Origin of the sequence: Vibrio sp. 10N.286.52.F8 (assembly GCF_041468745.1) — a bacterium.
In the GTDB taxonomy this organism is placed as follows: domain Bacteria; phylum Pseudomonadota; class Gammaproteobacteria; order Enterobacterales; family Vibrionaceae; genus Vibrio; species Vibrio crassostreae_C.
In genome coordinates, this window is record NZ_JBFRJF010000011.1 from 1 (window position 1) to 16,749 (window position 16,749).

Here is a 16,749-nt window from a genome sequence, read left to right on the forward strand (position 1 = left end):
GCTTCGTAATCTTGCCCTGGGGGGACAAATGTCCTCCTTTTTATTTGGAGAGGCGCAATAAAATAGGTGCCACTAAAACAAATAATAAAGGACACATCTATGGACCTATTCGCTCTACTTGATATCAACAATACTTTAGTCAATATCCCAATAGGGGATGGCTACGCAATGAGCTGGATTGAAGCATTCGGCACCGTGTTTGGTTTGTTGTGTATTTGGTTTGCAAGCCAAGAAAAAACCATTAACTACCTGTTCGGATTGCTGAATGTCACCTTATTCGCGGTTATCTTTTTCCAAATTCAGTTATACGGACTGTTACTTCTACAACTCTTTTTCTTTTGCGCCAACATTTACGGTTGGTACGCATGGACACGTCCTAATGAGCAAGGTGAAACGCTAGAAGTTCGTTGGTTGAGCCAAAATAAACTAGTAGCAACGGCCGTAGCGTGTGCGATTTCTATTGCTTTGTTAACTATGTACATCGACCCATTCTTTTTTGCGCTAGCAAACATCGCGGTAGATAGCCTGAATCTATTTGGTGCGGATTTAGCGGAGCCAGTGCTTGAACCGGATGCGTTCCCATTCTGGGATGCCACGATGACCATTCTATCTATTGTTGCTCAAGTTCTTATGACACGTAAGTATGTTGAAAACTGGATACTGTGGATTGTGATTAACATTATCAGCGTTGGTATTTATGCGACGCAGGGTGTGTACGCAATGTCTGTTCAATACGCAATCTTAATGTTTATTGCGGCAAACGGTACTCGTGAGTGGGCACGCACAGCTAAACGAAACAGTGATAAATCGTTAACTCAAGCAACGGCTTCTTAGGAGTGAAGATGGCAAAGCAACCTCATATCTGCGTTGATGAAACGCAAATTGCTCCGTTAGTTATTGTTTGTGGTGAGCCAGATAGAGCGAATCGAATCGCTAACTTGCTTGAACATGCTGAACTGGTCTCTGAAAACCGTGAATATCGAATCTTCACTGGTCAATATCAAGGTAAAGCGATATCGGTTTGCAGCACGGGCATTGGTGCACCTTCAATGATCATTGCGGTAGAAGAGCTTAAGTTTTGTGGTGTGACTCATATTGTCCGAGTAGGGTCTGCAGGCGCAATGCAGTCACATATCGGGCTTGGTGAGCTAATTATTGCAGAGGGCGCGGTTCGTGATGAGGGGGGATCTGCGGCTTACGTTAAACCGTCGTATCCCGCTTATGCAAGCTTCTCCCTGCTCAAAGAGCTAGATGGGTTCTTGCAGCAGCAGTCAACACCTTACTATTTAGGAACAGTGCGCTCACACGATAGCTTTTATACCGATGATGAACAGGCGCTTTGTCAGTACTGGAATGGCAAAAGCATTTTAGGTGCAGACATGGAAACATCCGCGTTGTTTACCGTGGGACGCTTGAGAGGGCTTAATGTAGCTTCTATCTTGAACAATGTTGTCTTGTATGAACAAGATGTAAAAGAGGGCGTTGGGCAATATGTCGATGAGGCTGAGGCAATGATGCAAGGAGAGCGGCTAGCATCTTTAGCGGCACTGGAAGCATTAATTGCACAATAAGGTTCTGGCGAAAAACAACAATAAAAGCGACGGGAGACCGTCGCTTTTTTATTGGGTTCTCTCCTGTGGTTTAAGTGGTTACAATCGTTTGAATATAAACAGCAGTAATGCAATGAGAGAGTAAGTATGAAGATTGCACCATACTCAAGCGGACGCTTTAAAAACTACTTAGAAAAAAAAAGCTCTGAATTTAGAGATCTCATCTACCAACACCAAGTTAACTCTCGTTACTTCAATCAAAATGATGAAATCCTACGTCAAGGTGAGCAGCTTCAGTATCTTTATGTAGTGCCCGCTGGAAGAGTCTCTATGAGTATTTCGGCGGCTAATGGGCGACGCTTTCAATTGGGCGAAGTGAATTGTGATTACCATATCTTCGGTGAGATGGAGTTTTTCACGCAGACCCCTTGTCAGTGGAACGTAGTGGCTGATGAACACATGCAAGTTGATGTTATTTGCATTCAGAGATTAGCAGAAGCACTACTTGAAAATCCGGGGATGATGTTCTTTTTCGCCTCTGCATTAGCGGAAGATTATCAAGACTCTATGGGCATTTACACTAATCGTCTTTTACACTCAATTACCTACAACATTGCCTACGACTTATTGGTTCAAAGTCAGACAAATACTGTGTTAGGCGGTTTCGATAAAGTGAATCAAGAAGCGGAACGTTTTGGCACATCGAGCAGAGTGTATCGAAGAGCGGTTAAAGACCTATTAGAAAAGGGTTTCATCAGAAAAGGAGAGCAAGGGTTAGAAATTGTCGATCAGCGAGCACTGCAAGCTTTTATTGACTCCTACGAATAATAAAAGAGCTTGGCACTTACTTAAATGCCAAGCTCGGTTTTTCAATGTTTACTATTAACTACTCGCATCTATTTATGAGAGACTTTCTCTCAGCAACTAGCCCGTAAGTGTCCGCGCACCATTACCGGCGACTAAGTATTAATCCTTAAGCTTTTGCATACATGAGTGTTCTATAACCACCGATTAAGTTGCGTGCTTTAAAGCCGTTGTTGACGAGTTGGCGATAAGCCACGTTACCGCGTAACCCAACTTGACAATAGATAACGATCTCTTTGTCTTTTGGTAGCTCGTCCATACGGTGACGCAATTGGTCTACAGGAATGTTGATCGCATCTTTGATAAAGCCAACATTTTCAAGCTCGCCAGGATTACGTACATCAAGAAGAACTTGCTCGTCTGTCAGTGAATCCATTTCATCGAAGTGAATCGGAGTGGCGTCACCCTTAATGATGTTGTTTGCTACAAATGCCGCTTGGTTGATTACATCCTTGGCACTGCCATACGGCGGCGCGTAAGTGAGCTCCAAGTGTTGAAGCTGCTCGACAGTCATGCCTGCACGCTGTGCAACCGCCATCACATCAATTCGTTTGTCGACACCATCTTTGCCCACTGCTTGCGCACCAAAGATCTTGCCTGTTTTAGGATCGAACAACATCTTGAATGATACAATCTCGGCACCAGGGTAGTAACTAGCATGGCTAGCGGTATGAACGTAGACCTTTTCGTACTCAACACCATCACGTTTAAGTTGTTTCTCGTTTTTGCCCGTTGAAGCAACCGCGAGGTCAAATATCTTACAGATAGCGGTGCCTTGTGTACCTTGATAGGTTTCACTGCGTCCAAGCATGTTGTCGGCAGCCATGCGACCTTGACGGTTAGCAGGGCCAGCAAGCGGCACCAAAGTTTGTGCACCTGTGACAAAGTCTTTTTCTTCGACCGCATCACCCACAGCGTAAATGCTAGGATCGCTGGTCTGCATCATTTCATTGGTGTAGATACCACCTAGTTCACCAATTTGAAGCCCTGCTTCTTTTGCCAACTTAGTCTCAGGGCGCACACCGATAGCCATGATTAAGATGTCAGTAGTTAGTGACTCACCATTGCTTAGAGTAAGATTTAGTTCACCTTCAATATGCAGGTGTTCGGTATCTTCACCAGAGCCGATGCTGGCTATATGCTCGTTCGGCACGTACTCGATAGCTTGAAGAGCAACGCCTAGTTTAAGGTCAATACCTTTTTGACGAATTTCAGCGTGAGCAAAGCCGGCCATTTCACGGTCGACAGGTGTCATCACCTGATCCGCCATCTCAATTAGCGTGGTTTTAATTCCCAATTGGTGGAAGGCTTCCATCATTTCTAGACCGATGAATCCACCACCGACAACCGTTGCGTGCTCTGGCTTGTTCATCTGGATCGTTTGAATGATACGATCCATGTCTGGGATGTTACGCAGCGAATGGGTTAGTGGGTTATCAATACCAGGGATTGGCGGTACGATAGGGCCTGCGCCTGGGCTAAGGAGCAAGAAGTCGTAGCTTTCAGTATACTCGCTATTATCTAATAGGTTCTTAACAGTAACCTGCTTGTTGTGTCGATCAATGGATATGACTTCGTTCATAACACGAACATCAACGTTAAATCGAGCTAAGAAGCTTTCTGGAGTTTGCAAGAGGAGCTTACTTCTATCCTTAATGTCGCCACCTATGTGGTATGGCAAGCCGCAATTGGCGAACGAGACGAAACTTCCTCTTTCGAACATGATGATTTCTGCATCTTCACTCAAGCGACGAGCACGTGCTGCGGCTGATGCTCCACCAGCAACGCCACCAACAATAAGAATCTTTGTCATTACCTAACTCCAAATTTAATCGAAAGTACTTAATAAACCACTCTCTGTAAAAAAGTGGTTTATTATTTACTTTTCTAAAGAGACGAATGGTCCTCGTTCAAACATTATTATTTCGGCTTCTTCACTAAGACGACGAGCGCGTGCAGCAGCTGAAGCACCTCCAGCTACGCCACCGATGATTACAATTTTAGTCATACGTTTACCTATTACTGTCTCTAAGTTTAACTATACAAATTGCCGAGCATAGAGCTTGTATCTTCTTAATGATCAGTACTGGCTGGTCGCCGGCGATTGAGTAGTTTTCGAAATACCTAGATACTATAAAGATGTAAATTAGCATTGTCTAATATTTATTTTGAAGCTATCACCTCGGGATTGAGCGTTTGGTCCAAGGGCTGTGATTAGACTAAAGCACGCTAGTAAAGGTAATACGCGTTAGCGAGTCGAGTACAGGTTAGCCAAATTAACTGTCATGAGCATAATGAACAGGATCACGGATGTGCTGACTGATTACGTTCTTCAGATCTTGTTCATACAGATCTAGCCAGGCATAACGCTCGCGATACAACTTACGCTTTTGACGTTTTAGAGCTTCAAGATCTTTCCTGTTCGGGTTTGTCGGGAGACGATAGAAATAGTTATCATGCACCTGTCCATCGTGCTCTTCCCACAGACTGTCGTATTTAAGGCTGATGTCTTTGTTTTTCTTACCGTAGCGTAATGAGTTCGAGACATGACCAGACTCTTTTACCGCATAGATATTGTCGATACCCAAGTTAATAGCGAGCAGTCGTAGTGTTTCTACCATGAAGGATTTAGGTCTTAAACCGTAAAAAGCTTTGGTGAATGTGCGGCTAAATCCATTGTCATTGGCACCACCCTGTATACCGCCGATGTAGATGTTGTTGTCGAAAACAGTAAACGAAATGGTATACATTTTTTCGAGTTGAGAGTTGGTCAATGAAATTGTCAGTTCACCTTCTTTTCTCGCGTTTCTTTCGAAGCTGAGATTAACCAGATAAACGTTGTCATCTATCTCAAGTTTTAAAAGATTGAGCCTTTCGTTATAGATTTGGTGTCTAGCTTCTGTTGCGAAGGTGTTTTCAAACCAGTCGTAGTGTTTGGATAAGATATCGGTCTTTTCTTTATTGCTAAAGCCAGTACATAAGTAGGGAGTCACAAATTTAGAAAGGAAGTTGGGTTGCTTGATAAATAATAACTTTCTCTCTTCAGAGTTGAAATTATTACTCATTTTTCGAGTAGCTGAATAATAAAACAGGGCTCGAATAGTAAACTTAACTATCGCTTTGTACTTACCCTTATTTTTATGGGTATTTGCTTCAATCCCCATGCGAACGACATTCATAATCACCTCAAAGAAGAAGGATTGCTCGAACATAGTCGTGTCATGAACCCTTCCAATAATCTCACCAATAACAAGAAAATGATGATAGTGAAAAAGGTGATTTGGGTAAGTATGGATATGTATAGCTATGTAACCTAATCAGTTACTTAGTGAGTGGTTCTTGTTCGATTATGCCTTGTTATGTGGAAGGGAACTGGATTGATGACTATAAAAGAGTCGTTTATAGGAACAATGTTGCACCTTTTACGGGTTACGTGCTTTTAGAGTTGCAAGCCGAAAAGTATTTGGTCTATCGAATCTGGTGGAGGTTAGCTTCGGTTTTAGGGTTCTGTATAAGACTTTGACCACATAAAAGCACCGATAACCCAGGCTGTAACATCTCCGCTTATAGTGGTTAGACGCAATATCATGGTTATCGCTAAAGAAACCTCTGAACCGTAAATTGGGTTAAGTAGGCTAACCAGAACAAGTTCTCTAACTCCGATCCCAGCAGGGGACCCGGGGGTGAAGAATCCAACAATCCAGGCGACCGCGAAAATGCTCCCTAGTGTCAATATATCGAGTTCCCAAAGGTCAAACAGTGCTCCTCCAACTAAAGATATTACCGCGCCCAATAGTAAATAGTTAAATAAATATGTTACTAAACTCACCATCACAATTGGTAACGTAGGGAGTTTAAGTTCGTCTATTTGTGCCACGTCTTGTTTTGATAGAAACCAAGCATACAGGCGAACAAACGAATGCCGAAAGATCTTCGGTCCAAAGACAATAGTGGTAATAGTCAAACTAAGTATAAGTACGTGTGTTTGTATGGATGATTCGTGAATGAAGTCATTCCCTTGATGGATCCCATGATATAGGGTCAAGATAACCACAACTCCAACTACCCAAATGGTTTCGATAAGCATACTCAAGAGAATTTTACTTCGCTTCATTCTTAACTTTTCAGATAACACAACGCGCCCTATATGGTGTGCTATGTTTCCGGGTAAGTACTTTGCCAATTGAGCTACAAGGTTTATTGAAACGACCTGAGTTATGTTACCTCTACTTTCTCCTACGGATTTCAGTAGGTAGTAGCTAACTAAACCACCGTTTATTAACGTCCAGCTATAAAGAGCAATACTTCCGACTAGGACTAATATTAGATCGTAGCTCCAATTAATCGTGTACCAAATTGATAATTGAATTGATGACTGATAACAAAACCATATAATTAGCGATATAGATATAAGCCAACCTAGTTTCTCTACCTGTATTCGTATATTAGACACCAAGCGAAACCCTTAGACGGTTACTTTGATATTTTTGATTTTTCATTCGCTAACCTATCCTCTAGTTTCTCGATTCGGTACAGCAGTTTTTCCATTAACTTGCGATTGAAGCTTACTAGGTCTGCGACAAATCCTACAATCATAGTGAGAAACCCAAGTATTAATAATGTGCTGCCGAGTAATAAGGACTGAATATGGCCATCGCCACCCCCATCCATGAAAAAGTATAGGAAACGAATGATGGGTAATACACCAACGGCAACCATTATGGCACCTAAAATAAAGAACACACGCAAGGGTTTGTACATTGTGTAGATACGAATTAATGTGGAAATAGACATCCTTAAAAAGTGAGGAATACTTGAAAATAGCCTAGACTCTCTAGTCTTCTCGTTAGTGTGGATTGGAACGGAGATTACACCGAGCTTTTTCGCACTAGCTTGAATAAGCATCTCAATCGTGTAACTGAACTCTGATACTATATTTATTTGTTGTGCTGCTGATCTTGATATTGCTCTGAAACCACTGACTGAGTCTTTTATGTCTAAGCCGGTCGCTTTGGACACGATATAACTACCTAACACTTGAAGGGTTCGCTTGAAAAATGAGAAATGTTTATTGTTATAACCACCTCGGTTTCCGACGACAATATCAGCTCTCTTATTCAGTATGGGTTCGACTAACTTAGAGATTTCAGAGCCATTGTATTGGTTGTCACCATCAGTATTAACAATGATATCAGCTTTCTTATCTATGCAGGTTTCTAACCCTAGGTGAAACGCGTGGGCTAAACCCTTATTTCTCGTGCTCTCTACTATGTAATCCACGCCTAACTGTTGCGCTATAGCAACCGTATCATCTGTAGAACCATCGTCTATAACAAGTATCTCGATTTTATCTATACCTTTGATCTCTTCCGGTATACCTCGGATTACTGATTTGAGGTTACTTCCTTCGTTATAGCAAGGGATTTGAACAATTAGTTTCAATTTTGCCACCTCTATTTATTCTGGTTTGTTTAAAATCCGCTAAACATACGAGATTCTCGATTGCTCTCTTTAGGCCTATATAAATTCTCCCCCCAACGAAGTGTATATGTACCTGTATCTTCGAAAATTTTAATAGTATTTTTTCCTTTTGATAAAGCGACGATTTCTTGTGGGTGGATAACTTTGTTATTTATGATTACTTTTGAATCTGATTCCAAAGTGTAATTACCAGAGATATTTAAGGTAAACGTCACGGCGTTATCCTCTTGAGTTAACAGCAACTCTTTACCTGCAACATAGAGTTCATTCCAGTGACTTATATAATTGTTTTTAATAGCTTTCCTATCTTCTTCTAAAAGAGCCAAATAGATTGATCCGACACTGCTCTCGCTGTGAATGAACTCAAGGTATTCTGAATTCACGATCAAAAATTTAGGTTCGTGATCTTCAATAGCAAGCTTAAGTATAGGCTGTCCTGCTATTAAGTAGTTATCCATCCCCCAAGAGCTCATGAAAAAGCCTTTCTGAGGGTATGATGAGATCATAGAGCACCTATCTATGTAGGCGACAGGTTCAGGAAATATCTTCTGAACAACATTAATAAAATGATACTGATAATCTAAGTTCCGGGAATATTTCAAATAAATACTTTGAAATATTAGGTTAAAAACAAACAAAAAAACAACCCCACGGCTTATTCTCATGTATCGCTTACGAGTTTTTCTTTGATTCCATACCTCCCAAGCTAGGCCGAAATAAATTGCTGAAGGAGCTAATATAAATGAATAAAAGTAGGGGAATGCGTTACGATAAATAAGAATAGATAATAAAGGAAGTATCAAAGTCATGAGCTTTAAGTAATCTAATTTTATTTCAATATTATTATTTTTAATTGTTGAAGATAGGCAGAAGTAAACGCCACAAACTAAAGTAAACCAAAAGCCTAAGTCTGTTCCTAATGTATATATAAAGTAATTAGCTCGAGGGAAAAATAAATTATGGTTTAGTGTTTTGTTTGCCCCACTTAGCATTGATATAGCATCGTTCTCGGTTGTTGATGTAATGCTTTGTGAGTGCCAAAAGTATAGAGATAAAAACAGTAACGTGACTAAAATAAAATATCGCGAAAGGATAATGCTAGTTCTACGTTTTTGGGAAGATTGTACAATGGATAAAAGTGAAATTAGGATAATAGTAGGAAGATAAAATACAGACTTTAGTGTTATAAGGAATGCTATGGCAGTAAGCAATGCAGTAATCAATGTTCGTTTGAAAGAATACTCTAGTTTTAGCAGATAATCTAAACTAGCCATTAAGCAAAAAGTTGCAATAGGGTCTGTCCGAAAACTAGCTCCCATCCTAATTACAAATGAAAATGAAAAGTAAGCTAAAACCGCAAATAGAGAAGCGGATCTACCAAGGTGTCTACGACAAATTCTAAATATAAAAAATCCTGTAGCAATTTGAAGACACAGCATAACATTACGAGCAACAATGATTTGGTTAACCTCATTATCGGATACCCAGCTTAACCAAGTGAAAACATGCACATGGAATGTTTGAAAGCTACTTATCGATTCTCCAGCTAAAAACTGATGAACAAAAGACAGATAGTAGAATTCATCCCAATTAACCTCATAATTGAACGCGGTGTATACTCGAAGAACTATAGCTAGAAATATCAAGGTAAGCATAATGGAACTTCTGCTTACCTTGATATCTCTATTTAATATATTAGGCTTACTATTTGTTTTTTCAAACATTTTCCTTCTACCCTAAACTTCCAAAGACTTTGTTATTTCATCTAAAAGCTCAGTTGCTTTTTCTAACTATAGTACCTTTGGATTTTCTTGTTTTTAGTGAGTTAGAACTTGATTACTTAGACGATTAGCTAACGGTTTGTCGTCTGTTGGGCTAAGATAAAAGTATGAAATAAGCTGTTTTATGGAACTATTGATGATACATATTTTGATTGGTACTCGCGCTCAGCTCATAAAAATGATTCCCATTATGAAAAATCTTCAAGATAGAAATGTTGAATACAATTTTATATTTATGGCACAGCATAGAGAAACTATATTAGAAATATTATTTGAATTTGGAATCAAAGAGCCAGATTATGTTTTATGTGACGATAATAGAGATATCGTTAGCAGTATACAGATGGTTGCATGGTCTATTAAGGTTTTACTTGTCGGTATTTATAATAAACGGGAGTTATTCAGAGGAGATAAGGACGGGATCGTAATGATTCATGGTGATGCCCCCCCATTGTTATTAGGTGCTATTTTGGCTAAAAGCCAGAAATTAAGGGTCGCCTCGGTCGAAGCTGGCTTACGTTCTTTTAATTTACTCAAGCCTTTTCCTGAGGAAATAACTCGTGTTGTTACAGCTAAATTGGGATTAATTGATGTTTTTTATTGTCAGGATCAACTCTCTGCAGAGAACGTAAGTAAATATAATAAACAAGTTGTCAACACTAATGGGAATACTATTGTTGATACTATACAACTTGCTAGCTCTATAAATAAATTATCGACCAATTCTATCTCTGATAAACAAGAACGCTACGCTACTGTCTCACTCCATAGATTCGAAACGATATCAAATATAAGTGGTTTGAAGAAAATAGTGGAACTAATAGAAAAACTCACTAATGTTATTCAAGTTAAGTTTATATTACACCCTCCAACAAGAGAAGCACTTAAGAAGAATGGGCTTTATAGAACTTTGGAAAACAACATCAATCTAGACTTAATTCCTCGTATGACATTTTTGAACTTTAATAAACTCATATCGAAATCTGAGTTTATGGTTACTGATGGCGGTAGTAATCAGGAAGAATGCGCATTTCTCGGAATTCCATGTTTAGTTATTAGAAATGAAACAGAGAGAAAAGATGGACTTGGTGATAATGCAGTTCTTTCATATTTTGACTATAACGTGATTGATAGTTTCATTGAAAACTATTCTGAATATCGTCGCCCGAGTAAAGTTCTCAAGAGAAGCCCCAGTGAAATCATTATCGACAACGTAACTAAGTCATTGTGATAAAACCAGTTTTGATCATCTACTTGGGTGGGTGTTAAGAGTTAGCGATACGTAACCATAACGAACAAACTCATTGTAGTTGCTGACGTCATAGATCACTAAGACAAGCCTATAACCAAAAATGCCACTACAAATCTGCAGTGGCATTAGAACGATAACAAACTATCACCTTGCTTAAACCTAAACTTTAGTTCTTATATAAACTAAAGTTCTAACAGTTTAGCCAGTTCACGCTCTTCGAGAAGCTCCTCAATGCGTTGACGAGTCTTAGGCGTTTCGGCTTGCGCTTTAGTCGACTTGCCTGCTTTTTTGCTTCGGCTCGTTTTCGCTTTTTCCTTAGTCGTCATCGTAATCTTCCTTGTGTTTTTTGTGTTACAGGTTGCACGTTTCTTTTAGTGCCTTGCCCGCTTTAAATGCTGGCGTCTTTGATGCGGCAATCTGAATCTCTTCTCCGGTTCGCGGGTTACGACCAGTGCGAGCAGCTCGAGAGTTAACTTTAAAGCTACCAAATCCAAGGATCGATACGTCATCACCGTTCGCAAGCGAAGTAGAGATACCTTCAACTAGCGCATTTAGTGCTGTGCCTGCTTGGTCTTTTGAGATGTCTGCAGAAGTCGCGATGTGTTCAACTAATTGAGATTTGTTCATAATCTATATTCCTTATTGAGTACGGCTGGCGTCTACCTTTAGCACCTAGCTTATGCGATCTTATCAACAGCAATTGAAATAATGTCAGTGAGCGGGTAGAGCTTTGTAAAGTAACCAACAGAATTGACTATAAAAGCATCTGTCGGTTCAATCAATGCAATTCATTGATTATTATTGGTTTATAGACATGTTGCCCAAATTTACTTGAGAAAAGAGCATTAGGGTTGCCCGTTCGATTCATAATCCAAATCGAAGCTGTCATCTATCACGTTGATAACGAAAGAGTAAAAACAAAGAAGCCCAGCTTAATTGCTGGGCTTCATGTTGTGCTGTCAGAGCGATTTGTTAATTCAGAACTATTTAGTAATAAAAATTTGTTCTGTTTCTAGTGATGTCATCGTGCGAACTTGACGCCAAATGTAGTAGAAAATACCTAACATCATCAGCATGCTTGGGATGGCGATTGCTGGGTAGCTGTAAAGTGTCAGCTTGCCAAGTTCTTCATTAAAGGCAGCGGTGCCAGCAGGGCTAGTCACAATCCAAGTCGCTAGGAAGTAGTTCATAGCTGAAGAAAATGCGAAAGTACTCGCGAATAGGTAGTTGGATGTCATTAGACAACGATCAAACTTTGCTTGGTTACCGAACTGCTTTAGGCGCTCTTCAATAAGAGAGATATTTAACAGGGCCGGTGTGAAGATAACTTTCTGGATAAACGGGTAGCGGGTGAAGGTAGAGCCAAGAACCGCCAAACCAATTAGACCAGGGATTAATGCTTCTTTTAGTGCTAACCAACGAGTGTCTAGCTCAAAGAAACCAATACCGCCCGTTAATAGCACGCTGACGAAGCCAAGCGCCGCGATGAAGTTGAACTTCTTGTTGCGGATCAACTCCATGCCACCATAAGCAATAGGGAAGGCAAGGGCAACAAGCAAAGCTAAGCCTGTTCCGAGATGCTCATCTCCACTGAACTTCATTAAAATGAATGAAGGAAGAAAGACGTTAAACACGACTTCGAAAAGAGGACTCGATTTTTTGTTTTCTGTGTTACTCATAATTTCTAAATACATTATGTTATGGATTTATTCTCAGGGATTGTTGTTTACCTCGCCCAAGATGTAAAGCCTTAAGGCGTCATGCTGTGTAACGACATGTGACATCAACGACATCTCTGAGCCTATATAACGCTCAATTTAATACTTTGTGAGGGATGTTTATCTGGCCGACTTGGGGAAATCGAGTGGAAATTTTGGTTTAGTTTATTCAAACCTAATTCAGTTTATTGCGTTGTCGCGTACTCTCACTCACATTCACCGCTCTTAAACGATTGATGAATGTGAAATGAGGCAGAACAGAAAGGAAGAGTTATAAGCCCATTATTCGTCGAAAAGTAGGTTAAAGCTCAAAGGGATTTGGTCGGAAATCGCTAATCCACCCACGGTCGCTGAAAGTTTGTTTAGATTCTCAGTAGATATCCCAAAATCAGCGCCGTTGACGATGATTGTCGAAGCTGAGCTAACCATGACAAACCCTGAGGATGGAACCACCACAACTGGGAAATCGATCGTTTTGGTTACGCCGTGTAAAGTAACTTCCGCTGCTACTGTTGTTATTTTTGGATCACCAGATAGCATCGACGGTTCAACCTTCCCAGAGATCTTCACTTCAGGAAAAGTCATCGATTCAAAGTAGAGTTCATTCAGTCTCTGGTCACGAATAGCGACTCCGGTGCTCACGCTTTTCAAGTCCAATACTATTGAAAACTGGCCCTCTTCGGTAAGTCCTCCAGACATAGGTTTGATGGATGCGGGCTCGACAACAAACTTCTTTTTAATGGTCGCGAATGTGATGTTCGATAACTTCGGATCTAATGTGTAGCCCGACTCCGCGAAAGATTGAGCGGAGATAACGGTGCATAGGAGGCCGAATGTAGAGATTAGTTTTTTCATAAGTTGTCACCAGATTGATGAATTCACAGGTTTACGTTCTTGAGTCGTACGTTTTTAAAATGACTTTTTGGAAAGAGTGATTGAGAGAAGCTTAGTTCAGCATTCGAAAAATTACCGCAGGAAAAGAAGAGCGTCGCTGTATTACTGGAATCATGATCGACGAAGTGACTTGTTTATTTTTAGTTATGTTATAACATAACTAAAATCACTCTTGCCAAGAATAATTATTCTGTTGGTAAAAGGGAAGCGATGAGCATGTATCAAGGAGACGACGTAATGAATGCCGTGTTAACCAAGCCTTTGGCTACCAATAGCAGCCAGCCACTCAACATTAGTTCAGCTGTGAGTATTCAGGATAAGGCAAATCACAAGCCAAGCTTGAGTGCTTCTGAGCAGCCAACGGTATTAGCGGAAATCTACCAAAGTGATATTAATATAGCGGTATGGCAGCGACAGTTTGATGAAGGCTTAACGACGGCAATTAGTGAATTTATCGCCTTGAATCCAAACTTTAGTAAGTCTGTTAGCGTGTCACCTGATAATGCTTTCGATAAGTTGGAATTTGCTACCGATGGCACCGCCTCTAAAGCGCTATTAGAAAACATGGCAGAGCTGGTGGATATGTTCTGTTGTTTGTTTGAGCTTGAAGAAGTCGGATTGCGTTTAGCCGTTCTGAATAAAGCGATGTGCCCACGTTTCCATTTTGATCAAGTGCCTTGCCGCTTGGTGACAACTTATCATGGTGTTGCGACTCAATGGTTGCCAAACGACTTAGTCGACCGTTCTAAGCTAGGGCTAGGGGCTAACGGAAAGCCTGATTCTGTTTCAGGCCTGTACAACGACGAATCTGACATCCAGAAAATGGCCAGTGGTGATGTTGCGTTATTAAAAGGGGAGCGTTGGAGTGGCAATGAGAATAGAGGCCTTGTTCACCGTTCACCAGTCACTTCATCTGACGAAACACGATTGCTGTTAACGTTGGACTTTGGTTGATCAACTTTTGACTACTTTGTCCGCAACCTGTTTCTATTCAGACGTTCAACTCATTTAAATACCTTCCTAATGATCTAACGGTATAGCGCGATCTGTGCTGTTATTATTCTCAAACAGAGACACTCATCAGCTGACCATGTTTAGCACATTAATTCAAAATTTAGAGTTTACCATTCTCTAAATCAATGGGTTACGATGCGTGCACTTACTCACATATATCAATATTTCAGTTCCTCATCGGTTTCTTAATTTATTTTAAAGCGTAAAATATATCCCGCTTGCAAACCGCTTTGGCAATCAATTTGTTCGCCACGGTTTATTACTTCCAAATTATAGGTTTCCTATGTTCAAGAAACTCTCGCTTAAAAATAAGCTGGCGATTTCAGCCAGTATGGCCATTATCCTGGGGGGGATTTTGGTCGAGGCATTGTCTTTTCGTGCTTCACTGCAAAGGTTGGATATTGAAGTTGAACAGCGCTTAGAGGGCGCATCGGCTTCGTACAATCAATATGTATCGGATTGGATCTTATCCAAAGAGCGTGCGCTTACTTCTCTTTCGAAAGAGTCCAAACAAGAAAGTTTGGTGACTCATCTAAAACAGGTTCGTGACTCAGCTTCTTTTGATAATGTCTTCTTGGCATTTCCTGATGGTTCGCAAAAGAACGCGAACGGAGTAGTACTGCCGCCGGGCAATGATGATCCCCGTTTATGGGGGTGGTACACCAATGCGGTTGCGAACCCAAGCAAGGTGTTCATGGATAACCCAACGGTTGCTGCAGCAACTGGGGCGAACGTTGTTTCATTAGGAACAGCAATGCAACTGCATGGGCAACAGGTTGTGTTGGGTGCTGATGTAGAAATTACAGACATCTTAAACAGTCTAGAGCAGGTGATTCTTCCTGGTGAAGGTTACATGTTCATCGCGACCAACAAAGGCACGGTTTATACGCACCCTGACACTAAGTTACTGAACAAGAATATCAGTTCACTTGGGTTAAATTTCTCCGATGTACAAAAGGCTCTGACTAGCGGTAAAGACACTTCTATCGAGCTGAATGGCAGCGACTATGTTCTGTACGCACGTGCTATTGACGGAACGAGCCTGATTACAGTGAGTGTTGTTAATCATGACTCTCTGGTTGCACCGTTATTTGATGCAGTGATTGGTCAAGTTTTAGTGACACTGCTGGTCGTCATTGTATGTACCATACTGTTTAACCTGTTGTGTACGATTCTATTCCGTCCGTTGAACCACGTATCTCAAGCATTGGCGCAAATCGCGAATGGTAGCGGTGATTTGACTCAACGCATTCATGTAGAAAACCAAGATGAAGTGGGCGAGTTGGCTCATAACTTCAATACCTTTGTTGGAAGCTTACAGCAGTTGATTGGCCATATCCGTGGGCAGTCAGAACAGCTAAATAGCCAGTCAGAGCAAAGTACTCAACGTGCGAACCGTTCTGTGGATGAGCTTAACCATCAACAACAAGAAATCACAATGGTCGCGACGGCCGTAACTGAAATGGCGAGCGCCACGCAAGAGATAGCATCGCATGCCGAGCAAACAGCAAAAGCGGCGCAAGATTCAGCGACAAGCACTAACAGTGGTCACGCTCTGGTCGTCGACACTAAAGGTTCTATCAATAACCTAGCCAATGAAGTGAACGAAGCAGGTAATGTGATCAGCGAGCTAAACAAGCATGCTCAAGAGATCTCGACCGTACTCGCAACGATTCAAGGTGTTGCTGAGCAAACCAACTTACTTGCTTTGAATGCTGCGATTGAAGCGGCTCGTGCTGGTGAACAAGGTCGTGGCTTTGCTGTGGTTGCTGATGAAGTACGTGTGCTTTCGCAGCGCACTCACTCTTCAACAGAAGAGATCAAATCAACGATTGATATCCTGCAACGCACGACAGCTCAGGCGGTTGAGCTGATGGAGAGCAGTTCTAAGTTGGCAATACATTCAGTAGAAGATGCCGATCGAGCTTCGCATGCGCTTGAAGAGATCAATACTGCAGTTGCTTTGATCAGCGATATGGCGACTCAAATCGCGACGGCTGCTGAAGAGCAAACACACGTGACGGGTGAAATTACCCAAAATATTACGACCATTAAAGATGTTACTGACCACCTAGTTGTGGGCGCACAGGACAGCTTAACTGAGTCAAACGAACTTAAAAGCCAAGCCGCGGGTTTAAGCGACAAAGTGGCCACTTTTAAGCTTGCTTAACTGTTTCACTCGCTGATGCCTGATC

At 41.2% G+C, this 16,749-nt stretch carries 14 protein-coding genes and 1 pseudogene; 6 read left to right on the plus strand and 9 right to left on the minus strand.

Features of this window, described 5'->3' with window-relative positions; translation table 11 throughout:
• Positions 1–99: 99 nt before the first annotated feature.
• From pnuC to AB4133_RS06240, 3 genes are all read left to right on the plus strand, one after another.
• On the plus strand, positions 100–834 hold the full coding sequence (gene pnuC / locus AB4133_RS06230) for a nicotinamide riboside transporter PnuC (RefSeq protein WP_017069647.1): 735 nt from the start codon (positions 100–102) through the stop codon (positions 832–834).
• Between the two features lie 8 nt (positions 835–842).
• On the plus strand, positions 843–1,571 hold the full coding sequence (locus AB4133_RS06235) for a nucleoside phosphorylase (RefSeq protein ID WP_017065476.1): 729 nt from the start codon (positions 843–845) through the stop codon (positions 1,569–1,571).
• Positions 1,572–1,697: 126 nt separating this feature from the next.
• Positions 1,698–2,378 carry a Crp/Fnr family transcriptional regulator gene (locus AB4133_RS06240; protein WP_372224076.1) on the plus strand — a complete coding sequence of 227 codons (681 nt, stop codon included), beginning with the start codon at positions 1,698–1,700 and terminating at the stop codon, positions 2,376–2,378.
• 145 nt (positions 2,379–2,523) lie between these two features.
• Here AB4133_RS06240 and AB4133_RS06245 read toward each other — a convergent pair whose 3' ends face one another.
• From AB4133_RS06245 to AB4133_RS06265, 5 genes and pseudogenes are all read right to left on the minus strand, one after another.
• A complete protein-coding gene (locus AB4133_RS06245) occupies positions 2,524–4,227 on the minus strand; it encodes an FAD-dependent oxidoreductase (RefSeq protein WP_372224077.1) in 1,704 nt (567 codons plus the stop codon).
• A 78-nt stretch (positions 4,228–4,305) separates the two neighbouring features.
• Positions 4,306–4,422, minus strand: a pseudogene (locus tag AB4133_RS06250) (pyridine nucleotide-disulfide oxidoreductase); the annotation flags it as partial.
• Between the two features lie 268 nt (positions 4,423–4,690).
• The gene (locus tag AB4133_RS06255; RefSeq protein ID WP_136974869.1) at positions 4,691–5,593 is read right to left on the minus strand and encodes a VirK/YbjX family protein; all 903 of its coding nucleotides are present in this window, start codon (positions 5,591–5,593) and stop codon (positions 4,691–4,693) included.
• Between the two features lie 1,294 nt (positions 5,594–6,887).
• Positions 6,888–7,856: a glycosyltransferase family 2 protein gene (locus AB4133_RS06260; protein WP_017065481.1), complete on the minus strand. Its 969-nt coding sequence runs from the start codon at positions 7,854–7,856 to the stop codon at positions 6,888–6,890.
• A 29-nt stretch (positions 7,857–7,885) separates the two neighbouring features.
• Positions 7,886–9,619: a glycosyltransferase family 39 protein gene (locus tag AB4133_RS06265; RefSeq protein ID WP_017065482.1), complete on the minus strand. Its 1,734-nt coding sequence runs from the start codon at positions 9,617–9,619 to the stop codon at positions 7,886–7,888.
• A 181-nt stretch (positions 9,620–9,800) separates the two neighbouring features.
• Here AB4133_RS06265 and AB4133_RS06270 point away from each other — a divergent pair, with 181 nt between their 5' ends.
• Positions 9,801–10,907, plus strand: a complete 1,107-nt coding sequence (locus tag AB4133_RS06270; RefSeq protein ID WP_241846870.1) for a UDP-N-acetylglucosamine 2-epimerase — start codon at positions 9,801–9,803, stop codon at positions 10,905–10,907.
• A gap of 203 nt (positions 10,908–11,110) precedes the next feature.
• Here AB4133_RS06270 and AB4133_RS06275 read toward each other — a convergent pair whose 3' ends face one another.
• The 4 genes from AB4133_RS06275 to AB4133_RS06290 all read right to left on the minus strand — a co-directional run bounded on the left by AB4133_RS06275 (position 11,111) and on the right by AB4133_RS06290 (position 13,501).
• Positions 11,111–11,254: a hypothetical protein gene (locus AB4133_RS06275; RefSeq protein ID WP_017059112.1), complete on the minus strand. Its 144-nt coding sequence runs from the start codon at positions 11,252–11,254 to the stop codon at positions 11,111–11,113.
• Between the two features lie 25 nt (positions 11,255–11,279).
• Entirely contained in the window at positions 11,280–11,555 is a 276-nt protein-coding gene (locus AB4133_RS06280; protein WP_017059113.1) for an HU family DNA-binding protein, read from the minus strand.
• A gap of 356 nt (positions 11,556–11,911) precedes the next feature.
• The gene (locus AB4133_RS06285) at positions 11,912–12,607 is read right to left on the minus strand and encodes a VC0807 family protein (RefSeq protein WP_017059114.1); all 696 of its coding nucleotides are present in this window, start codon (positions 12,605–12,607) and stop codon (positions 11,912–11,914) included.
• A gap of 321 nt (positions 12,608–12,928) precedes the next feature.
• The gene (locus AB4133_RS06290; protein WP_372224078.1) at positions 12,929–13,501 is read right to left on the minus strand and encodes a YceI family protein; all 573 of its coding nucleotides are present in this window, start codon (positions 13,499–13,501) and stop codon (positions 12,929–12,931) included.
• A gap of 276 nt (positions 13,502–13,777) precedes the next feature.
• Here AB4133_RS06290 and AB4133_RS06295 point away from each other — a divergent pair, with 276 nt between their 5' ends.
• Positions 13,778–14,494, plus strand: coding sequence for a DUF1826 domain-containing protein (locus tag AB4133_RS06295; protein WP_102427793.1), 717 nt, complete (start codon positions 13,778–13,780; stop codon positions 14,492–14,494).
• Positions 14,495–14,837: 343 nt separating this feature from the next.
• Complete coding sequence (locus AB4133_RS06300; RefSeq protein WP_372224079.1) at positions 14,838–16,724, plus strand: methyl-accepting chemotaxis protein; 1,887 nt, start codon at positions 14,838–14,840, stop codon at positions 16,722–16,724.
• Positions 16,725–16,749: the final 25 nt, after the last annotated feature.

What these genes read in the sequence shown, in the direction of transcription:
- AB4133_RS06290 (WP_372224078.1), bottom strand. Translation starts at nt 13,501, where the DNA reads ATGAAAAAACTAATCTCTACATTCGGCCTCCTATGCACCGTTATCTCC.
- AB4133_RS06280 (WP_017059113.1), bottom strand. Translation starts at nt 11,555, where the DNA reads ATGAACAAATCTCAATTAGTTGAACACATCGCGACTTCTGCAGACATC.
- AB4133_RS06270 (WP_241846870.1), top strand. Translation starts at nt 9,801, where the DNA reads ATGGAACTATTGATGATACATATTTTGATTGGTACTCGCGCTCAGCTC.
- AB4133_RS06300 (WP_372224079.1), top strand. Translation starts at nt 14,838, where the DNA reads ATGTTCAAGAAACTCTCGCTTAAAAATAAGCTGGCGATTTCAGCCAGT.
- AB4133_RS06265 (WP_017065482.1), bottom strand. Translation starts at nt 9,619, where the DNA reads ATGTTTGAAAAAACAAATAGTAAGCCTAATATATTAAATAGAGATATC.
- AB4133_RS06235 (WP_017065476.1), top strand. Translation starts at nt 843, where the DNA reads ATGGCAAAGCAACCTCATATCTGCGTTGATGAAACGCAAATTGCTCCG.
- AB4133_RS06245 (WP_372224077.1), bottom strand. Translation starts at nt 4,227, where the DNA reads ATGACAAAGATTCTTATTGTTGGTGGCGTTGCTGGTGGAGCATCAGCC.
- AB4133_RS06285 (WP_017059114.1), bottom strand. Translation starts at nt 12,607, where the DNA reads ATGAGTAACACAGAAAACAAAAAATCGAGTCCTCTTTTCGAAGTCGTG.
- AB4133_RS06255 (WP_136974869.1), bottom strand. Translation starts at nt 5,593, where the DNA reads ATGAATGTCGTTCGCATGGGGATTGAAGCAAATACCCATAAAAATAAG.
- pnuC (WP_017069647.1), top strand. Translation starts at nt 100, where the DNA reads ATGGACCTATTCGCTCTACTTGATATCAACAATACTTTAGTCAATATC.
- AB4133_RS06295 (WP_102427793.1), top strand. Translation starts at nt 13,778, where the DNA reads ATGAATGCCGTGTTAACCAAGCCTTTGGCTACCAATAGCAGCCAGCCA.
- AB4133_RS06240 (WP_372224076.1), top strand. Translation starts at nt 1,698, where the DNA reads ATGAAGATTGCACCATACTCAAGCGGACGCTTTAAAAACTACTTAGAA.
- AB4133_RS06275 (WP_017059112.1), bottom strand. Translation starts at nt 11,254, where the DNA reads ATGACGACTAAGGAAAAAGCGAAAACGAGCCGAAGCAAAAAAGCAGGC.